Consider the following 19,313-nt stretch of genomic DNA (forward strand, 5'->3'; position numbering starts at 1 on the left):
GGGAAGGAGGGATAACTGTGGCAGAATATTATGATTATTATGGGATTTCAATGCGAAAAGAGCAAGAAAGACTGGAAGAAGAAAAAAGAAAAGATATTTTAATTGGAGATATTATGAAAGAGTTAAAAATTATAAATGAAAGATTGGAATTAGTTGAAGCTAAATTGAATCAATAACTTATAATGAATGCAAAAGATTTAAGTGCTTATTTAATTTGCAGATTGTGAGAGGGTGAAATAATGATAGATATTTTTAAAGCATTGTCTGAAGAAAGCAGGTTGCGGATACTATCGATAATTCTGGAGGATGAACTATGTGTCTGCGAGATAGAATCATGCTTAAAAATGACGCAATCGAATGCCTCACGCCATTTGACGGCATTAAAGAGGTGTGGAATCCTGGAGAGCTACAAAAACGCACAATGGACGTATTACAGGATAAGCAATGGTTTTATTCAGGAAAACAAAGAGCTATGGGAATATCTGAAACACAAGCTGAAAGAGCTTCCTACCTATATCTCGGATTATGAAACGTATCGGAAATGCAAAGCACAGGGATTGTGCAATTGCGATAAAAATCCACATTAAAGGAGTGATTAAAATCGAAAAAGAAAAAACACAAGGCATCGGGTTTTTTGAGAAATACCTTTCTATATGGGTACTTCTCTGTATGGCATCAGGGATTTTGATTGGGAAGTTCTTGCCTGGAATCCCTTCAGTATTAAACAAAATGCAGTTTGCGGAGCAAAATATTCCAATCGCAGTCCTCATTTGGATTATGATTTATCCAATGATGATGAAGATTAATTTCCAATCTTTAAAGAACGTAGGAAAGCATCCATTGGGTATAGTGATATCAAGCGGCAGTAGTTGGTTGATCAAACCTTTCCTTATGTTCGGGCTTGCATCGCTATTCTTTCTGGTGGTCTTTAAAGCTCTAATTCCTGCCAACTTAGCACAAGACTTTGTTACAGGTGCAGTTCTGTTAGGTACGGCTCCATGTACTGCTATGGTATTTGTATGGAGTAATCTGACAAAGGGAGATCCTGCACATACTCTAGTACAGGTTTCGGTCAACGACCTGCTTATTCTTGTCCTTTTTGTACCGTTAGTCCAATTCTTGCTAGGCGTTAACAATGTTCAGATTCCATGGGATACGCTTGTATTTTCAATCATACTATTCGTAGTTGTCCCGTTGGTTGGTGGTTTTCTCACACGGGCTTTCATGATAAAGAAGAAAGGCGAAGAATACTTCAACGAAAAATTTGTTCCCAAATTTGATGGCATTACAACCTTGGGATTGCTCTTGACTCTGATAATTATCTTTACTTTCCAAGGCGATATTATTTTAGAACAGCCATTATTCGTACTATTGATAGCAGTACCGCTTATTCTCCAGAATGTTATCTCAGCTACTTTTACGTATCTGATATGCAAATGGACGAAACAGCCCCATAATATAGCGGCGCCAGCGGCTCTTATTGCTGCCTCTGATTTTTTTGAATTATCGGTGGCAGTGGCGATTGCCCTTTTTGGCCCAACTTCCCCGGTAGTGCTTGCTTGCACAGTTGGAGTGCTTACCGAGGTTCCTGTCATGCTTCTGCTTGTCAAGTTCGTAAACAAGACGAAGCATTGGTTCCCCCAGCCGATGGCTGATAACAAATAAAAAACTTTAAGGAGATGTTTTCTATGAAAAAAATGTTTATCTATGAGCCTGCTATGTGCTGCTCAACAGGACTTTGCGGAGTTGGTGTTGATCCCGAACTTCTCAGGATTTCTACAGTCCTAAATACGCTAGGGAAAAAGGGAGTTGTAGTTGAAAGATTTAATCTTTCTAATTCACCCCAAGAGTTTATAAATAACAAAGCAGTGAACGAATTCATTAACGTAAACGGAGTTGACGAATTGCCCGCCATCGTCGTAGACGGAGAGATCGTAATAACCGGCAGATATCCGACTAACGATGAGTTTTCAAGCCTGCTTGGTATTCCTTCAAGCACTTTGGCAGAGAATCCAAGAGCTGTAAAAGCAAACATTAAAAAATCAGGTGGTTGCGGATGTTCCGGTGGTAATTGCTGCTAATTAAGTTTCTAATGAAATTAACCACTTTGAGGGACATATCTCATATTTAGATTGAATGCGATTTGCTTATAGATATGTCCCTTATGCCTGAATAAAATGGAGGTATCCATATGGAGAATTTTAATCCGCAAGTAATTGCGCTTACTAAATATTTGTTTTACACGGGAAAAGGCGGTGTAGGAAAGACTTCAACCGCTTGCGCCACCGCAGTAAATCTTGCAGACAGCGGCAAAAAGGTACTGCTCATCAGTACCGATCCTGCATCCAATTTACAGGACGTTTTTGGTCTTGATTTGAACAATAAGGGGGTTCCTATTAAGGAAGTGCCAAACCTTGTGGTAGCTAACCTTGACCCAACACAAGCGGCGGCGGAATACCGTGAAAGTGTGATTGCTCCCTATCGCGGCAAGTTGCCTGATGCAGTTCTAAACAATATGGAAGAACAGCTTTCCGGTTCCTGCACGGTTGAGATAGCGGCATTCAATGAATTTTCAAACTTTATTACGGATGAAAAAGTGCAGAAAGATTATGACCATATTATATTCGATACTGCACCAACAGGTCATACCCTTAGAATGCTACAGTTGCCTTCAGCGTGGAGTAATTTCATCAGCGAGAGCACACATGGAGCATCCTGTCTTGGACAGTTGTCAGGATTGGAAAGTAAAAAAGAAATTTACAAAAAAGCCGTTGAAACTCTGTCAGATGGTAAACGGACTACACTCATTCTTGTTTCCCGACCCGAAGCAGCTCCCCTAAAGGAAGCAGAAAGGGCTTCAAAAGAACTTGCGGATATTGGCGTAAACAATCAGACAATTGTCATGAATGGTGTGCTGACTTCTTATGATGACAAAATTTCTGAAAGTCTGTATCACAAGCAGCAAAAAGCGCTTGTAGATATGCCGGAAGGGCTGAAAAAGCTGACTATTTATACCGTCCCCCTTAGAGCCTATAACATTACCGGACTTGACAATGTAAGAGCATTATTAACCAAAGATCAATACATTGTCCGGGATGAGAAGGTAAACGCTAAAACAATCCCAGAGCTTAAAAATGTAATTGACGACCTATACAAATCAAATAAAAAAGTTATCTTCACTATGGGAAAAGGTGGCGTTGGAAAAACTACCATTGCGGCAGCGATTGCGATGGGATTGTCTGCAAGGGGCAGAAAGGTGCATCTTACGACTACTGACCCGGCAGCCCATCTCAAATTTGTTATAGATGAAAGCAGTGGCATCACCACGAGCCGTATTGATGAACAGGCAGAGCTGAAGAAGTACCAAGAGGAGGTGCTTTCTAAAGCAAGGGAAACCATGTCAGATGAGGATATTGCTTATGTGGAGGAAGATTTGCGTTCTCCCTGTACGCAGGAAATCGCAGTGTTTAGGGCTTTCGCAGAGATTGTGGATAAGGCGGAAGATCAAGTAGTTGTCATTGATACCGCACCGACTGGTCATACGCTTTTGCTTCTTGAGTCTACACAAAGCTATAATCAGGAAATCAAACGATCACAAGGCGATATTCCGGAATCAGCTAAAAAACTGTTACCGCGACTGCACAATATGGACGAAACAGAAGTCATTATTGTGACCCTTGCAGAAGCTACCCCAGTATATGAAGCAATGCGCCTTGAAGAAGATCTAAAGCGTGCCGGTATTGCGGCAAAATGGTGGGTAATCAATTCTTCACTCTTTCATACTGGCACAACAAATCGTATGTTGGCCGCAAAAGCAAGCAATGAAATTGAGTGGATTAATAAGGTGGACGAACACACAGATAGCAAATTTGCTGTCATCGGCTGGAGTTCTGATGAAATCAAAGGTGATAAGCTCAAAGAGTTAACAGTTTAAGCATTCTTACATTTGAAGAAAAGTCTTTATCTGTTGACGGCATTTCTGTCTTAATGGATAATTAGTACAAAAGTATAAAGTCGAAAATTAAATATTGTTAGGGCAAACCTGTCTAAAGACAGGGACGCAAAGCCATAGGGTCTACGGTGCAAAAAGCACTATGATAGCCTGGTTGCTAAAATAGCTTATGTGTCTAAAACCTGCCCGTTTATTCGTGGCAGGTTTTTTTGTGAGAGAGGACTTTTATTTTGTGTTTTTTGATGTGATAGAAATAAAAGCCGCATTATTCTTTAAGGATGTATTTGATAAAACGACATGATGTCTTAATTGAATAAGGAGAAATTTGTATGAAACGACAATTCCAGCGATGTCAAATAATACAAACTCAAAATAGAATATTTTTAAAAGCAGATGGTCTTGAATCAACAAAAGTTGATACAGGGCCATCTGCTTTTTTTGCTTTCGACAAAATTATTTTAAAAAAATGATATATTTCCAAATTTCGCCAATTAAATTGTAAGGCGGTGTTAGCAGGTGAACACAGATAATGACGTACCAGAATATTGGTGGGTCATGATGCAAAGGATGTTAAATTTCGGCATGACAACACCTGCTAGGTGTATATCATCCATTTAAGTAGGTGCTGCCGTGTAGGTTGGAGATGATGTTGTATGTTCCAGGTATACAATATCAAGCATTTCGCTGCCGTATCCAACATACATAAGGCAAAAACTATACGCCATGGGCCACATCACCGCCATCAAAGAGAACATCATAGCAAAGGCAAAGATAGCGGCCCTCCGGGCAGTGAACTGCTTGATACGTTAGCTTTTGCGGCCGAGTTTATTTTTTACAGTAAACTCGGCTGTTTTTATTTCTATGGACAAAGGCCCAAATGCCGTTCCCCTCCGCTTGTTCTTCATTTCCAGATTTCAAAAATCATGAAATGGAGGACAAGCCCTATGGCTAAATTTGAAAAGAGGACGAACTATCGGGAGAAATACCCTGACTTGAGCCATGAGATTATAGAGGTAATGCAGCAAAGTGACCGGAAGATGGAATACCAGCAATATGACCTGAAGGCAGACCGGTACAGGATTGACTACACAAAAAGAACCGTGACCTACATCCCCAGCCGGGAGGACTCCTATGACCGGCTTCTGGATGAGGACAGGCAGTTTCCCATGGAAGCCGAAACGGTGGAGGACGCCGCTGTCAAGGCTGTGATGATCGAACGTATGCTTGAATGCCTCAAGCTACTCTCCCCGGAAGAACAGGAGCTGATCACCGGGCTGTTTTTCAAGGGCAAGAGTGAGCAGGAGTATGCCGATCAAATCGGTATATCAAAAATGGGCATCAATAAACGCAAGCATAAGATTTTGGACAAGCTCAAAAAAATGATGAGAATTTAAAAGTTTTAGTTTACACCCCCCTCACTCAACGTGGAAGTAAGTGAGGGGGTTTTTCTATTCTCTCTCTTGCTCTTTGATAATTTAATATCCGGCAGCTTAAATACATGAGCTGTCCAGCCGTGTGAAAAGCGGCAGCGACGTTAACGGGAGCGCTGGGACTGCCTCGGATGGGTGACAGACATCCGCAAAACGATGGCATCGAAGGTGACGAGCGATAAGACCCGGTTATAAAACAGCCCATGGTGGGCTGTTTCGCAATGAAATGGACAGTGATAATGCTACTTCCGCCCAGCCACAGACATCGCAATGGGGGCGGCTCGGTGAGAACCGCGGAGAGGTGAAATTCCTATGAGGTTTGCCAACCACAAACCGTTTATGGTGCCGCCCTAATGGAACCTTTTGGTTCTTTACGCTTTGGGAAGTAGTGTCGAATAAAAGCGCAAAAATGAAGAACAAGCAGATCTTTTGATCTCAGAAACTATGCGGCAGGGTATATCTATGCTCTGCCGCATCCTTGTGAGATTAAATTAATACATAAATATTTTTAAAAATAGCAAGGAGGAAATCAGAATGGAAAAAGAAGCATTAAATGATTTGTTAGGCAAAAACCTGATCATTGGATATGTACAGGGGTATGACGGAAAGCAACAGAGCTACTATTTTGAGAAATCCCCGTCCAACATTGCCAGCTTTATCATGCTACATAAGGAAAATACCGACAAAATGATTTTGACGGACATGGCGGACAGGCTGGTACTGAATACCTTTGGCGAATTTATCAACCGCTGCCCGGATCAGGAGTACCTGCAGGAAATCTTAAAAGATCTGATACCCATGCAGCTGGGTGAGAAAGAGCCGGCCGACATCCTGATCGCCGATGAAGTGGAATTTCAAGCGCTCCTGTACGAGGAAGATCGGCAGGTCACAGAAGCCGAGATACGGATGCTTTAATATTGGTTATATAAACAGTTTTGCAGGCGGCAGGATGTACCATTCCTGCCGGTTGTCCATTTTTAGAAACGGAGGGTTAGGTATGGAGAAACAGAAAAGTGCCTGGATCTATTGCCGGATTGATGCTCCGGAAGATGCACACGGCAATTTAAAAAATCAGAGAAAAGAACTTTATGATTATGCAGAACAGATGGGTTTTGAAGTGGTCGGCTTCTCTGAGGATACCGGAAGTGGACTGGATTTTAACCGCAGCGGGCTTCTGGAGGTCAGGAAAGCTGCCGGGGACGGCAGGATGGATGTGCTGCTGGTGAAAACCATTGACTGCCTGGGGCGAAATACCGCCAAGTTGCTGGAGTTTTTCCAGGGGCTCGACCAGCTGGACATCCAGCTTTATTCACCGCTGGAGGGTGAAATCCATCTGGACGATCAAACCCTTTCTCTGCGATAAATGGGAGGTGAGCCATATGTCAAAAACCGAAGAAGCCAATGAGGTGAAATATAAGGTGGCAGTAAAACTTCTGAATATCATGCTCAGAAATGGCATTATCACCTCTTCTGAATACGAAAAAATAGATGATTTGAACCGTCAAACATTCACGCCGGAACTTTCAAAAGTATATGTGTAATAACACTAGCTATATTGAAATTTGTGTGGTAATGTATGTTGCTAACAGGAGGTCAAAACTTGAAGAAAGGAGGAAAATATGGCAAAGAAGATAACGAAGATTGATCCTGTTAAGCAACGGGTTATCCAGCAATTACAGCCGAAAAAGCGGGTTTGCGCCTATTGCCGGGTGAGCACTGACTCCCGTGAACAACAGAATTCCTTTTCCGTGCAGCTGGGGTATTACAAACCCTTGATCGAAGATCAGGAGGACTGGCAGTTTGCCGGAATTTATGCCGATGAAGCAAGAAGCGGGACGAAACTGCAAAAGAGAGATGACTTTTTAAGGATGATGAAAGACTGCGAAAATGGCAGGATTGATATGATCATCACGAAATCCCTGACCAGATTCGCTAGAAACACCGTAGACAGTATTCAGGCAATCAGGAGATTAAAGGAGCTTGGTATTGCGGTCTTTTTTGAAAAGGAACACATCAACAGCCTTTCGGAAAAAAGCGAATTAATGCTGACCATCTTAAGCTCCCTGGCACAGGGAGAATCCGAAAGTATCTCCACCAACAACAAATGGGCCGCTGTGAAACGCTTTCAGGACGGCACCTTCATCCTTGGTACTCCGGCATACGGCTATACCAAGGATGAGAACGGTGAGCTGATTATACAAGAGGAAGAAGCCGAAGTGGTCAGCCGCATCTTCCGGGAATACTTAAATGGCAAAGGCACCTATGTGATTGCCAAGGATTTATCGGAAGAAGGAATCCCCACCATCCGCTCCGCTGAAAAATGGCAGGACTGGGCGATTAAGGATATTCTCCAAAATCCCATTTATACAGGAAACTTGCTCCAGCAGAAAACCCTGACCACGGATGTGGTTCCCTTTAAGCGGAAACCCAACAAGGGTCAGTTGCCTCAGTACCTGATCGAGGACAACCATCAACCCATTATCACAAAAGAACAGGCGGAAGCGGTCATGGAAATCTTTGATTACCGTAGAAAGCAGATGGGAATGGACGATACGGGAAAATACCAGAGCCGGTATGCGTTCAGCAGCAAAATCTTCTGCGGGGAATGCGGCAGTACGTTCAGGAGGCAGAAAATCTATATCGGCAAGCCTTATGAGAAAATCCAATGGTGCTGTCACCGGCATATTGAGGACATTACCAAATGCAGCCAGAAGGCTGTCCGGGAGGATGACATCCAATGGGCTTTTACAGTAATGTGGAACAAACTCGTAAGCAACTATACAGAAATCCTTATTCCCCTGTTGGACACATTGAAGAAACTCCGAATGGATGAACAGCAGGAACAGGAAATCAGTGAATGCAGTAACCGGATCATGGAACTCACAGAGCAGAGTCATATACTCAGTCGATTAGTATCGAAAGGGTATATCGACCCTGCTGTTTTTATAGAGCGGCAAAATGCTCTGACACTGGAGCTTGCCGCGGCAAAAAAGAAAAGAGGTCAGCTTCTGGATAATAACGGTTTCGAGCGAGAGATCGCCGGAACGGAGCTCCTGTTGGAACGAATCAAAAACAAGCCTGACGTGATAGAAGAATACCGTGAAGATCTATTTTTACAGATAACAGACAAGGTCATCGTACAGAAAAACGGACAAATCACCTTCCTGCTTATCAACCAGCTGGAGCTGTCCGAACCCTGTAGAAAGGAGGCTGTAGAGGATGATGCAAAGACATATGCCCATCGGCTATAAACTGGTGGAAGGAAAAATACAGTTTGATGAACCCAAGGCGGCTGCCGTAAAAAAGGTATTTGCGGACTACCTGTCCGGAACCTCCACCCATGCCATTGCAAAGCAGCTGACCCAAATGGGTTTTATGAACGCCAGTGACAAAGCATCCTGGAATCATGGCTCCATCGGCAAGATACTGGAGAATGTTAAATACCTGGGAAATGAATTTTACCCGCAGATAATTGATACCAGATTATTTGAGCAGGTACAGAACCGCAGGAAAGAAAGATGTGAACAACTGGGGCGAAGCATACAACCGAACAGTCAGAGCCGCAAACATACCTTCAGCGGTAAACTCCGGTGCGGAGAATGCGGCGAGGTTTACCGCAAATATATCGAACACTGCGGAAGAAAAACGGAAAAGTCCTTGTGGAAATGCAAGAGGTACATCTTCAAAAATAGGGTGTGCTGCCTCTGCGGTTTCCTCACAGACGAACAGATCGAAAAAGCCTTCCTTGACGTTGCCAACCGGATTCTTACCAAAATACAAATTCTTGACCGGAAGCCCCAAAAAGAACCTGTCCCATATAATCGTGAATTTCATAGATTGGATCAGCAGATTAAAGAGCTGGAAGCAGGAGGACAGTATTCGTCCAAAGAGCTTCCGGCTCTTCTTTATGAAAGGGCAAAAGCATTTTATCAATCTGCGCGGATTGATGACACCGACTACAACACCGGGAGGATGAAACAAGCATTTTTAGGCAGACAGCCTCTCAGGGAATTTAATGGGGAACTGTTTCTTACGGTAATCAAGCAGATCACGGTCTACGTCGACCATCGGCTGGTGTTTGAATTTATTAACGGTCTTATCATGGAGGCCGAATATTAATGCAAGGGAACGGTGAAATCATGAAAAAGAAAAAACAGGTAGCCAAAAACCAGAAGGCTAAGTCTTTAAAGGCTGTGATTTACATGAGGGTGGGTAGCGTGGAGCAATTAAATCTTAAGGGACAGCAGAACTATTTTAACTCAAAATTAGAAAGCGTTCAGAAAGGAGAAGAATGAGATGCAGACAACGACAGCGAAAAAGAAAAATATATCTTACATACCACCGCAACCGGAGTATGACCGAAACATAAAGGTTCAGTTTAAAGCCTTGCGGGTAGCGGCATACTGCCGTGTCAGCACCACCTTGGAACAGCAGGAAACCAGCTACGAGGCGCAAGTTTCCTACTATACAGAAAAAATAAAAAGCAATCCCAACTGGAAGCTTGCCGGCATATACGCTGACGATGGAAAAAGTGCAACTAACACCAAGAAGCGTGATGACTTCAACACCATGATTGATGACTGCATGGCCGGAAAAATCGATATGGTAATCACCAAGTCGGTTAGCCGCTTCGCCAGAAACACGGTAGACAGCCTGCAGAATATCCGTAAACTCAAGGAAAAGAACATCGCTGTCTTCTTCGAAAAAGAAGGTGTGAATACACTGGAAAGCACCGGTGAGCTTTTAATCACCATCTTAAGCAGTCAGGCACAAGAAGAAAGCCGGAACTTAAGTGAGAACACCCGATGGGGTCTGGTTAGACGCTTTGAAAACGGTATCGTCTCGGTCAACCACAACAAGTTTTTAGGCTACACCAAGGACGAGAATGGTGAGCTGGTCATCGTACCGGAGGAAGCAGAGTTGGTCAGACGGATTTTCCGGCTTTATCTCGAAGGGAACAGCATCGTCCAGATTTGTAAGATTTTAGATGGTGAGGGGATCACCACCGTCACCGGATTAACCAAATGGTGCCCCGGCGTCATTGATAAAATGCTGAGCAACGAGAAATACATGGGAGATGTCCTTCAGCAGAAAACATTTACGGTGGATTTCCTCACCAAAAAGCGCGTCAAGAATAACGGTATCGTCCCTCAATATTATATTCAGGATGACCATGAAGCCATTATACCCAAAGAGCTTTACTACCGGATACAGGAGGAAAAAACCAGACGGGCAAGCCTGAGCAAAACCGCGGTTGCAAGAAAAGCAAAAAAGGAGAAAAGCAAATACAGTTCCAAATACGCACTGACAGACATCACAGTATGCAAGGAATGCGGACAGCCCTACCGCAGACAAGTCTGGTCGAAATACGGTCAAAAAAACGCCGTGTGGCGGTGTGAGAACCGCCTGAAGAACGGCACAAAGCACTGCAAGCACTCCCCAACTCTAAAAGAGGAAGTCCTGCAGGAAGCAGTTATAACCGCTATCAACAGCGTCGTGGAGAACGATGGCGAGTTTGTGAGCGCCTTTCGGGAAAATGTCATTCGGGTCATTGGCAGTTACTCCACCAAAAACGTGCCGACCGAATATGACGGGCAGATTGAAAAGCTGCAGGGTGAGATGCTGGCCCTGATTGAGGAAAACGCAAAGAAGGGTTCTCTCACGGAAGATTTTGACGAACAGTACCAGAGGATCGCAGAGCAGATCAAGAATTTAAAGCAGAAGAAGCTGGATCTGGTACGGGAACGGAAACAGGCGGAAAGTTTACAGCAAAGGGTCACTGACATGGATGCTTGCCTGAAGAAAACCACATGCGAGGTGCGAGAGTTTGACAACGACTTGGTCCGAAGGCTTCTGCAGAACATCAGGGTAATCAACGAGGAACTGATCGAAATTCAATTCAAATCCGGAATCGTGATGAAACAGCAGGTTTCATATTATGAATAAAAGATAGGCAGGAATGGTTACGGTATGGCTATTCCTGCCGAAGATAAAGCTGTTAAGACTAAAATCCTCAGAGCACTGAGGGTTTTAGTGTTGGCAGGTTTATGAAAATCTTTTGAATATTCTGCAAATTATTGTCTAAAAACATAATTGCGTGTTGAAAAGTACTAGGAAAAGATATACAATTATGGTAACAATGTAATTTATATTCTTGTTGTTTTTGTGGGTATAATATGCCAAATTTTAATCAATTATTAAAATTGCAATAAGCGAAATAATTAATGTTTAAACTGGTGAAAACTTTTTGGTAAGTGAGGTACGTATATGTGGAAAGATTGTGAAACAGAACTGGATTTCTTGGATTTTGATTATCTGACTAAGATCCTAGAGGATACTGTTAATGATGAAAAATTATTACCTTCAAGTATTGGTGTTTATGGTGATTGGGGAAGTGGAAAATCTAGTCTAATGTATATGTGCAAAAACTTACTTTCGAAGCAAAAAGGTACAGTTTGCCTTATGTTTAATGGTTGGTTATTTGAAGGATATGAAGATGCAAAAACAGCGATACTTGGTTCTATTTTAGATGGTATTGCTGAAAATAGAAATCTTTCTGATAAAGCAAAACTAGTGCTGGAAGGATTATATAATAGCGTAGATAAATTCAAACTTATAAAGAATGGATTGAAGTTTGGGGCAGATATATTCTTGACAGGAGGAATAGGAACAATTGCAGACTTAACCATTAGAAATATTTTAAAGGATGCTTCAAAAAAAATTCCTGATTTAGATATTGAAAAAGTTTCAGAGGAAATAAAAGATAAGCTTAATAATAAAGAGTTAAGAGATGATATTAAAAAATTCAGAGAAGAGTTTGCAGAATTATTGATTAAGGCTAGAATAAAAAAACTGGTAATTTTTATTGACGAGTTGGACAGATGTAACCCAAATACGATTTTGGATACATTAGAAGCTATGCGCTTGTTTTTATTTACTGGAAGAGTTTCTTTTGTAATTGGTGCGGATGAAAGGCATATAGCATATGCCGTGAAAAATAAGTTCAATGAAATAGAAGGAATTCAGATGGATATCGGTAAAGAATATCTAGAAAAATTAATCCAGTATCCAATTAGAATTCCAAGCTTGAATGATTATGAGATGGAATTTTACATAATGAGTTTATTATTTCAGAGTAATTTATCAGAGGATGAATTTGAAAAACTGCTTAATTATTTAAACAGAAGGAAGAAGGAACAGTTTTTACAATTTGCAGTTGATTACGCTATGGTTAATGAATGTGATCAAAGCATTGCAGAAAAAGTAAAAGATGATATTTTAGTAGCCAAACAATTATCTTCAGTTTTAACAAAAGGATTAAATGGTAATCCAAGACAGTGTAAGAGGTTCTTAAACACATTAGATATGAGATTGAGAATGGCAAAATATAAAGATATAACTTTGGATACAAGAGTACTTGCTAAAATTATGGAGGTTGAATATTTTAGAACATCGCTATTTAGAAAGATGGCACAATTATCATTATCGGGGACGCTTAGTATAGAGTTAACTCATCTTGAAAAAAAGAAATATGATGAATTGAATGAATTGAAACTATGGAAAGATGATTTATGGGTTACAGAATGGATAGAATCAGAACCTATTTTACAATCACAAGACTTGAGTATGTATTTTTATTTTACAAGAACATCACTAGACAATAAAGGAATAAGTAAAGTAAATAAAATGTCAGATACTGCAAAATTGATGTTTGATGGAATTCGCAGCGGATCAGATATGTATTTAAGAGATGCAATAAAAAATATAGACAATATTAGTGATTTTGATGCAGAACAAATATTAGATGGGCTTTTTAGTGAATTAACGCAAGATACAGAATTGGATAATGAGAAATTAAAACGATTTTTAAGGTGGGGTAGTGCCAAAAATGAATTACAAATTTCAACTATTGAATTTATAAGAGGAATTACTGGAAATAAAATAAAGCCAGCAGTGTTGCCATTAATAATAGAATTTTATGTTTCGACAAAAAGATCTCAAGAATGTAAAGAAATACTAGAAAAATGGAAAAAGGAAAACACCAGCATTGCGAGTAGAATCGATAAAGCTATAGAAGGTGAAAAATAATGGGGACATCGAGTAGTTATGGAGGAAATAAAGATAAGAAGAATTTACTTCCAGATGATTATAGTGAAAATAGTAATCAACCGGTTAGTTGGCAATCTGTAAAAACAGGATTATCTAAATATATTAACGGAAATGGTGGAAATGGAATAAAAGGAACAGCTAGACAATATGTTAAGGCTGCTGGTGGATCGGCTGCTTTAGCTGCAAGATCGACAAATGGTATTAATGGTGCTGTAAATATTGGAAACATGTTTTCATCAATAAGAGAAAATGGTGTAATCGAAACTTTTGAACGGTTTGGTATAGAATATGCTGGTAAAAGTGTAGAGGAAATATGTTCATCATTAATCAAGATGTGATTATAAAAATAGCATTTGATTATTTCCTAAACGTTGGCTATGAAGCAACAACTGTGAGAATGGTATGTAAGAAAGCAAATATAGAACCGCCTAGTTTATATTATTATTTTGGTTCAAAAAAAGGGCTCTTTTATGCGGTTGTGGATAAAATGCTTGCTGACTATCAAGAAATGGGGCAAATAAATTCAAAAGAAGGTAGCATGCATCCAGAAAAACTTTTAGAAGCGATTTATGAAAATAGCATTAAGTATGCAATTACACATAAAAATGAAACAAAGTTTTATTTAAGATATACATTGTTTACACCACCTGAATTAAAAAAAGATATTGAAACATATATGACCCCAACTTATGAAAGAAAAAAGACTTTATTTAAAAAGTATCTTACTCAATTATGTGAAATGCAAGAATATAAATTTAATATTGAAACAGCATTTGTTATGTTTGAACGATTAGTGGATGATTCTACTTTTAACGTTGTTTTTTCAAATTGGAATCCAAGTAAAAAAGAAATTAGCGAAATTTTTGGTATATTCTGTAAGCTGCATTATAAGGGGATTTCATTGGCCGATAAAGAATAAAAATTAATATTAAAAGAAGACAAAACATGTGAAATGCTACAAGTTTTGTCTTCTTGAAGGGGGCATATGCTTTGATAGGAAAAATAAATTTAAATAGGAATCTTAATTATCTTCAATATATTCAGCTATATCACTAAGCTCGCAATGTAAGATACGACATAGGTGGGCTTGGTAGAAAGATGGACGAAATGCGGGAGCAATTGCGTATCTTAATTGAAGAAATACGTCATAGTGAAACGACTTTAAATGCGGTAGTAATTGATATTAAAGAAAATGTATTAAAGCAGGATGAGTCCATTGAAAATGTGTCTGCTACCACCGAAGAATTAGCAGCAAGTATGGAGGAAACCTCTGCAACGGCTGAAAGTATCAATAGTATGTCAGAGCAAATTGGAGCAGCAACAAAAAATATTGCGGATCGAGCACAAGACGGAGCACAACAGGCGGCTCAAATCCATGAAAGAGCAAATTCAGCTAAGATTCAGACAATTACACAACGTGAAAAATCAAATACCGTTCAAATGGAAATTCGTGCAAGTCTCGAACAGGCATTATTGGATGTTAAAGTTGTTGAAAAAATCGGTGTGCTATCATCTTCTATTATGGATATTACCAATCAGACCAATCTTCTTGCTTTGAATGCTTCTATAGAGGCAGCAAGAGCTGGAGAGGCCGGAAGAGGTTTTGCAGTTGTTGCAGAGGAAATTGGTAATCTGGCATTTCAGTCAAAAGATGCAGTCGCTAAGATACAGGAAGTAACGCAAAAGGTTACAACCTCCGTATCAAAACTCTCAAGTGACTCTCAAAGATTGCTAGAATTTATTACTACAGATATTAATGAAAGCTTTGATACCTTTGATAAGGTGGCGGAAGCTTATAATAAGGATGCTGTTGACTTAGACTCTCTGATTTCAGATTTTAGCGCAACTTCACAAGAACTGTTAGCCTCCATTGATGGCGTATTAACTTCTATTAATGCAATTAGTACGGCAGCTAATGAAGGTGCCATCGGAGTTACTGAGATTGCACAGCGATCTTCTGATATTATGAATATGGCTGGTGTTATTGACCAAACGGTTGATAAATGTGTTGAAACCACAGTTGTATTGCATCGAAATATTGAGAAGTTCAAGATTTAGATTTGTTATATAAATAAAAATTAAGGTTAAAAAAAGCGGTTGAAAAGTACAAGATTGTATTTTTTAACCGCTTTCTTTTGGTAAGTTTTCATTCGAACTATATGATATAAATGAAAGTAATATTGGAATAATGCACAAATATTGTATATACATATTAAGAACTAATTAACAAATAATCTTTCTAAATAAAAAAACGACTTACATTTTCAGAAATATTGTGTTAAACTAATAGTAACGTGAAAAATAAGAGTAATGAGTAGTAAAATCCTATTCGTAATTTTATACAAATCAACATTAAGAATCCGATTCGTTCATATTCACACTGAGGGTAGCGGATTTTTTGAATGTTGAAATGGTTTATGTAATGGAAGTGTTATTGTAAAGCAATTAAGATAAGGAGTATGAAGTATGTTTGATGTTGGTGATTAGATTGTTTATGGTGTAAATGGAGTATGCAAAGTAGAAAAAGTCGGTACGGTAAGTGTTTCTGGCATACCAAAAGATAAAATGTATTATACATTAGTACCAGTTTACTCGAAAGGAAGTACTGTGTTTACTCCTACGGATAATCTGAAAGTTGTCATGCGACCGGTAATATCGAAGGAAGAAGCTTTGACTTTAGTTGACAGTATAAATGAAATTGAAATGATTATGGAACAAGACGATCGATTGCAAGAGGTAAAATACAAGGAAGCATTGAAAAAATGCGACTGTAAAGAGTGTATTCGAATCATTAAAACCTTGTATCAAAAAAGACAGACAAGAGTTGCAGAAGGTAATAAAATAACATCTGGAGATGAAAGATATCTTCATTTAGCACAAGAATACTTATATGGAGAATTAGCTATACCACTTGAAATGGAGAAGAATGAAGTGGAAGCATTTATTAGTGCAAGAGTGGAGATTTTAGAACTGGCGTAGAGGACGACATGAATATAATAATCTTAGCAAGGAGAACTATTTTGTTCTCCTTGTTTTTTAGTATACTTTTCGTACAATATGCACAAAAAAAAGCAGTTCATTTGTAATAATTGAAAGTTGATTTCCATTACAACACCATATATAATCATAATTATACCATATAATTTCCAAAGGAAATTATAAAGGAGAAGGAGGTAATCATGATGAACCGCAGCAAGAAAGTTTTAGTAGTGGCACTCGTTTTAATTGTATTGGGGAGTTTTTGTGCCAGCATGTTTAACACTTCCATGTTTCAGGTAAAAGTCAAAAAGATTGATTTTGAAACGGAGCATGGAACACTATCCGGTCTGCTTTATATGCCAAAGGGTGCAGGCGCTGATGATCCAAGACCAGTGATTGTGACCACACATGGATATCTTAATTCCAAGGAAATGCAGGATGCACCTGCCATTGAAATGTCCAGAAGAGGCTATATTGTGCTGGCACTTGACATGTATGATCATGGGGATTCTAGATGGAAAGGGGATATTCCAGTAGGTAGTCAGTTTGGGACGTTCTGGATTTATTCTCAGTATGATGCGGCAAACTATGTGGCAAAGCAGGATTATACGAAGAAGGATGAAAAGGGCAATGCATATCTGGCAGTCAGCGGACATTCTATGGGGGGATTTTCGACATTGGTTGCCTTGTATATGGATGAAATGGCATCCTTACAAACCGGTACAAGATCAATATATGCTGGAATTTCGGTAGGAGCAGACTATTCCTATGCTTCTGCGGTTGCTCCTGAGACAGACTACATAGCAGCATTTGGAAACCGCACCGTAGGTATGATTGCTGGACATTATGATGAGTTTTTCTTTAATAAATCGGATGAGGAAAAAACTGCAAATGAAAAGAAAGTAACGGGTACGGTTACTTATAAAGATTTTGCGGCGACTGCATCCGGTAAACAGTTTTTAGGATTAACAAGTGAGGATACTGCAAAATCAGAGCAGTTTTACACAGTAGAGTCTGGTGATCTTTTATATGAAGGAAACGTGGTTCGTGAATCTCAGACCGGACAGCACATCATCTACACACCAAATCAGACGCATCCATGGAATCATTTTTCAAAAACCACAACATCAGATTTAATTGATTTTTATACAACAGCATTTGATGGGGTGACATCTGTAAATCAAGCAAATGCTACTTTAAATTCCGAAAATCAAATTTGGTTTTTAAAAGAACTTTGTAATTTAATCGCTATGATTGGTTTCTTTTTATTACTGATTCCAGTGGTAGGTATGCTTTTGAAGGCTCCATTTTTAAAGCAGGCAGTTACCGAAGAAATTCCAATGTTATCACCGGAAAAGACAAAACTGCAAAAAATTGCATCTTGGGTGTCCATTATTGCATGTATGCTTTATCCTGGAATTTTATTTGCTACGTTAATGGATAAGGAAAAGACCGGACTAATGGTTCTGGCTGGTATTGCGGGCATTTCTGTGGTTGCCGGTGCTATTTTAGCCATTGTAAAGAAAGAAAAAGCTGGAGTTTTAGCAGCTGTCATTAGTCTAATTACAGCCTTGGTGTTCTTATTTGCAGATAAGATACTTCCGCTTAGTCCATTCTTTAATGAACCAACCACAAATCAAATTATTTACTGGGCAATCGGCAATGGACTTATTGCATTAATTGTAGCCATTTTCTTTTATGGAATTACAAAAAAGAAAGATGGAACTACATGGAGTGCTTATGGAGTAAGTGGAAAAGTAAAATCCATCCTGGCAAGCTTTTGTATAGCTATACTTAGCATGATTATTTTATATGCAGTACTATTCCTGATTCAAGCAGTTTTTGGAACAGATTTCCGTTTTTGGACAATGGCTGTTCGAACCTTTAAGCCTGAATTTGTAGTCGTTTGGCTACGGTATTTGCCATTCTTCTTTGTTTATTATTTCATCAATGCCATTGCAATCAATGCGAATACCAGAGGAAAGAAGGGCGGTTATGCCATTGCAATCGGACTTAACGTTGGCGGACTCATATTATGGCTTTTATGTCAGTATGGCATGGATTTTGCAACTGGTACAGCTATGCTTCCAGCACAGGCATTGAATGGAATTTTATTAATTGCAACCATCCCTTGCCTTGCAATTGCAGCCGTCTATGCTAAGAAACTGTTTGAGAAAACACATAATGTGTGGCTGGCAGCCTTTATAAATACTATGTTCTTTACGATGATAACCGTTGCAAATACGGTAATGTTTTGGAATATGATAAACGCATAACTTGTACACCCGGTGAATTGTTGGTATAATAATTGAAGTATTGATAAACGAGGTGCTGAAATGAAACTGGAATGGATGAGAGAATATCGAGATGTAGTGGAACAACTAATAAAGTATTGTAACGTATATGCGGCAGCCTATAAAAAGGAAGGCATTCCGGGAACGGATATTCCAATTTCATATGCCCAGATTCAAGTGATTGAATACTTGTTAGAAAATGAAGAACTACACCAAAATATGAAACAGATTGCAATGAGACTTGGAATTACGACCAGTAATTTTTCCAAATTGGTTAATAAGCTGGAACAAAAACAGTTGCTGGAAAAATTTCATACTGCCGATAATCGGAAAGAAGTCATCATTCAAGTAACCGAGTATGGACGACGGGTCTATCAGGAATATTCGGACTACATTTATCGAGAACATTTTTCAAAGATGTTTGAGGCAGCAAAAGACATTCCAAAAGAATGCCTTCCGCTGATTGCAGATATGCTGGGAGTTCCTTATAAAAATGCAAATTGTAAAAAGAAAGAACCCCCTGTTTTAATTCCCATTCATAAAGATTAA

The 19,313-nt window shown here is 39.5% G+C and carries 21 protein-coding genes, 1 pseudogene and 1 riboswitch; all 22 genes and pseudogenes read left to right on the forward strand.

From position 1 onward, the window contains the following. Nucleotides 1-17: 17 nt before the first annotated feature. The 22 genes and pseudogenes from KCX82_RS17925 (at nt 18) to KCX82_RS18025 (ending at nt 19,313) form a co-directional block, all read left to right on the forward strand. A complete protein-coding gene (locus KCX82_RS17925) occupies nt 18-176 on the forward strand; it encodes a hypothetical protein (RefSeq protein ID WP_227019862.1) in 159 nt (52 codons plus the stop codon). A 63-nt stretch (nt 177-239) separates the two neighbouring features. Further along, nucleotides 240-587, forward strand: a complete 348-nt coding sequence (locus KCX82_RS17930; RefSeq protein ID WP_227019863.1) for an ArsR/SmtB family transcription factor — start codon at nt 240-242, stop codon at nt 585-587. Continuing rightward, nucleotides 526-1,665, forward strand: a complete 1,140-nt coding sequence (gene arsB / locus KCX82_RS17935; protein ID WP_264373322.1) for an ACR3 family arsenite efflux transporter — start codon at nt 526-528, stop codon at nt 1,663-1,665. The genes KCX82_RS17930 and arsB overlap by 62 nt, the downstream gene beginning before the upstream one ends. Nucleotides 1,666-1,688: 23 nt before the next feature. After that, nucleotides 1,689-2,081 (forward strand): arsenite efflux transporter metallochaperone ArsD, encoded by a 393-nt coding sequence (gene arsD / locus KCX82_RS17940; RefSeq protein WP_227019864.1) that lies wholly within the window; start codon nt 1,689-1,691, stop codon nt 2,079-2,081. A gap of 110 nt (nt 2,082-2,191) precedes the next feature. Then, nucleotides 2,192-3,934 carry an arsenical pump-driving ATPase gene (gene arsA / locus KCX82_RS17945; RefSeq protein WP_227019865.1) on the forward strand — a complete coding sequence of 581 codons (1,743 nt, stop codon included), beginning with the start codon at nt 2,192-2,194 and terminating at the stop codon, nt 3,932-3,934. 91 nt (nt 3,935-4,025) lie between these two features. Next, nucleotides 4,026-4,114, forward strand: a riboswitch (cyclic di-GMP riboswitch). Between the two features lie 167 nt (nt 4,115-4,281). After that, complete coding sequence (locus KCX82_RS17950; protein WP_227019866.1) at nt 4,282-4,422, forward strand: hypothetical protein; 141 nt, start codon at nt 4,282-4,284, stop codon at nt 4,420-4,422. A 474-nt stretch (nt 4,423-4,896) separates the two neighbouring features. Further along, nucleotides 4,897-5,346 (forward strand): sigma-70 family RNA polymerase sigma factor, encoded by a 450-nt coding sequence (locus KCX82_RS17955; protein ID WP_227019867.1) that lies wholly within the window; start codon nt 4,897-4,899, stop codon nt 5,344-5,346. Nucleotides 5,347-5,916: 570 nt separating this feature from the next. Then, a complete protein-coding gene (locus tag KCX82_RS17960) occupies nt 5,917-6,297 on the forward strand; it encodes a resolvase (RefSeq protein WP_227019868.1) in 381 nt (126 codons plus the stop codon). Nucleotides 6,298-6,379: 82 nt separating this feature from the next. Then, a complete protein-coding gene (locus KCX82_RS17965; protein ID WP_227019869.1) occupies nt 6,380-6,745 on the forward strand; it encodes a recombinase family protein in 366 nt (121 codons plus the stop codon). 16 nt (nt 6,746-6,761) lie between these two features. Further along, on the forward strand, nt 6,762-6,923 hold the full coding sequence (locus tag KCX82_RS17970; protein WP_227019870.1) for an SHOCT domain-containing protein: 162 nt from the start codon (nt 6,762-6,764) through the stop codon (nt 6,921-6,923). 78 nt (nt 6,924-7,001) lie between these two features. Then, nucleotides 7,002-8,633, forward strand: a complete 1,632-nt coding sequence (locus KCX82_RS17975) for a recombinase family protein (protein ID WP_227019871.1) — start codon at nt 7,002-7,004, stop codon at nt 8,631-8,633. Then, the gene (locus tag KCX82_RS17980) at nt 8,602-9,501 is read left to right on the forward strand and encodes a recombinase family protein (RefSeq protein ID WP_227019872.1); all 900 of its coding nucleotides are present in this window, start codon (nt 8,602-8,604) and stop codon (nt 9,499-9,501) included. Before KCX82_RS17975 ends, KCX82_RS17980 begins: the two co-directional genes overlap by 32 nt. Nucleotides 9,502-9,521: 20 nt before the next feature. Then, nucleotides 9,522-9,677 (forward strand): hypothetical protein, encoded by a 156-nt coding sequence (locus KCX82_RS17985; RefSeq protein ID WP_227019873.1) that lies wholly within the window; start codon nt 9,522-9,524, stop codon nt 9,675-9,677. Nucleotide 9,678: 1 nt separating this feature from the next. Then, the gene (locus tag KCX82_RS17990; protein ID WP_227019874.1) at nt 9,679-11,328 is read left to right on the forward strand and encodes a recombinase family protein; all 1,650 of its coding nucleotides are present in this window, start codon (nt 9,679-9,681) and stop codon (nt 11,326-11,328) included. A 321-nt stretch (nt 11,329-11,649) separates the two neighbouring features. Continuing rightward, nucleotides 11,650-13,470, forward strand: a complete 1,821-nt coding sequence (locus KCX82_RS17995) for a KAP family P-loop NTPase fold protein (RefSeq protein ID WP_227019875.1) — start codon at nt 11,650-11,652, stop codon at nt 13,468-13,470. Next, the gene (locus KCX82_RS18000) at nt 13,470-13,829 is read left to right on the forward strand and encodes a hypothetical protein (RefSeq protein ID WP_227019876.1); all 360 of its coding nucleotides are present in this window, start codon (nt 13,470-13,472) and stop codon (nt 13,827-13,829) included. The genes KCX82_RS17995 and KCX82_RS18000 overlap by 1 nt, the downstream gene beginning before the upstream one ends. Next, a complete protein-coding gene (locus tag KCX82_RS18005; protein ID WP_227019877.1) occupies nt 13,805-14,410 on the forward strand; it encodes a TetR/AcrR family transcriptional regulator in 606 nt (201 codons plus the stop codon). The genes KCX82_RS18000 and KCX82_RS18005 overlap by 25 nt, the downstream gene beginning before the upstream one ends. Nucleotides 14,411-14,589: 179 nt before the next feature. Beyond that, entirely contained in the window at nt 14,590-15,549 is a 960-nt protein-coding gene (locus KCX82_RS18010) for a methyl-accepting chemotaxis protein (RefSeq protein WP_227019878.1), read from the forward strand. A 429-nt stretch (nt 15,550-15,978) separates the two neighbouring features. Next, nucleotides 15,979-16,134, forward strand: a pseudogene (locus tag KCX82_RS23280) (CarD family transcriptional regulator); the annotation flags it as partial. A gap of 27 nt (nt 16,135-16,161) precedes the next feature. Continuing rightward, on the forward strand, nt 16,162-16,470 hold the full coding sequence (locus tag KCX82_RS23285; RefSeq protein ID WP_405127712.1) for a hypothetical protein: 309 nt from the start codon (nt 16,162-16,164) through the stop codon (nt 16,468-16,470). A gap of 287 nt (nt 16,471-16,757) precedes the next feature. Further along, nucleotides 16,758-18,746 (forward strand): alpha/beta hydrolase family protein, encoded by a 1,989-nt coding sequence (locus tag KCX82_RS18020; protein ID WP_227019879.1) that lies wholly within the window; start codon nt 16,758-16,760, stop codon nt 18,744-18,746. Nucleotides 18,747-18,806: 60 nt separating this feature from the next. Then, complete coding sequence (locus tag KCX82_RS18025) at nt 18,807-19,313, forward strand: MarR family winged helix-turn-helix transcriptional regulator (protein WP_227019880.1); 507 nt, start codon at nt 18,807-18,809, stop codon at nt 19,311-19,313.

Origin of the sequence: Sinanaerobacter chloroacetimidivorans (genome assembly GCF_018128545.1) — a bacterium.
Lineage (GTDB): Bacteria > Bacillota > Clostridia > Peptostreptococcales > Anaerovoracaceae > Sinanaerobacter > Sinanaerobacter chloroacetimidivorans.

Bases quoted from the DNA above. Each gene is read 5' to 3' on its own strand.
- KCX82_RS17930 (WP_227019863.1), top strand. From the start codon at position 240: ATGATAGATATTTTTAAAGCATTGTCTGAAGAAAGCAGGTTGCGGATA.
- arsB (WP_264373322.1), top strand. From the start codon at position 526: ATGAAACGTATCGGAAATGCAAAGCACAGGGATTGTGCAATTGCGATA.
- arsD (WP_227019864.1), top strand. From the start codon at position 1,689: ATGAAAAAAATGTTTATCTATGAGCCTGCTATGTGCTGCTCAACAGGA.
- arsA (WP_227019865.1), top strand. From the start codon at position 2,192: ATGGAGAATTTTAATCCGCAAGTAATTGCGCTTACTAAATATTTGTTT.
- KCX82_RS17950 (WP_227019866.1), top strand. From the start codon at position 4,282: ATGAAACGACAATTCCAGCGATGTCAAATAATACAAACTCAAAATAGA.
- KCX82_RS17955 (WP_227019867.1), top strand. From the start codon at position 4,897: ATGGCTAAATTTGAAAAGAGGACGAACTATCGGGAGAAATACCCTGAC.
- KCX82_RS17960 (WP_227019868.1), top strand. From the start codon at position 5,917: ATGGAAAAAGAAGCATTAAATGATTTGTTAGGCAAAAACCTGATCATT.
- KCX82_RS17965 (WP_227019869.1), top strand. From the start codon at position 6,380: ATGGAGAAACAGAAAAGTGCCTGGATCTATTGCCGGATTGATGCTCCG.
- KCX82_RS17970 (WP_227019870.1), top strand. From the start codon at position 6,762: ATGTCAAAAACCGAAGAAGCCAATGAGGTGAAATATAAGGTGGCAGTA.
- KCX82_RS17975 (WP_227019871.1), top strand. From the start codon at position 7,002: ATGGCAAAGAAGATAACGAAGATTGATCCTGTTAAGCAACGGGTTATC.
- KCX82_RS17980 (WP_227019872.1), top strand. From the start codon at position 8,602: ATGATGCAAAGACATATGCCCATCGGCTATAAACTGGTGGAAGGAAAA.
- KCX82_RS17985 (WP_227019873.1), top strand. From the start codon at position 9,522: ATGAAAAAGAAAAAACAGGTAGCCAAAAACCAGAAGGCTAAGTCTTTA.
- KCX82_RS17990 (WP_227019874.1), top strand. From the start codon at position 9,679: ATGCAGACAACGACAGCGAAAAAGAAAAATATATCTTACATACCACCG.
- KCX82_RS17995 (WP_227019875.1), top strand. From the start codon at position 11,650: ATGTGGAAAGATTGTGAAACAGAACTGGATTTCTTGGATTTTGATTAT.
- KCX82_RS18000 (WP_227019876.1), top strand. From the start codon at position 13,470: ATGGGGACATCGAGTAGTTATGGAGGAAATAAAGATAAGAAGAATTTA.
- KCX82_RS18005 (WP_227019877.1), top strand. From the start codon at position 13,805: ATGTTCATCATTAATCAAGATGTGATTATAAAAATAGCATTTGATTAT.
- KCX82_RS18010 (WP_227019878.1), top strand. From the start codon at position 14,590: ATGGACGAAATGCGGGAGCAATTGCGTATCTTAATTGAAGAAATACGT.
- KCX82_RS18020 (WP_227019879.1), top strand. From the start codon at position 16,758: ATGTTTCAGGTAAAAGTCAAAAAGATTGATTTTGAAACGGAGCATGGA.
- KCX82_RS18025 (WP_227019880.1), top strand. From the start codon at position 18,807: ATGAAACTGGAATGGATGAGAGAATATCGAGATGTAGTGGAACAACTA.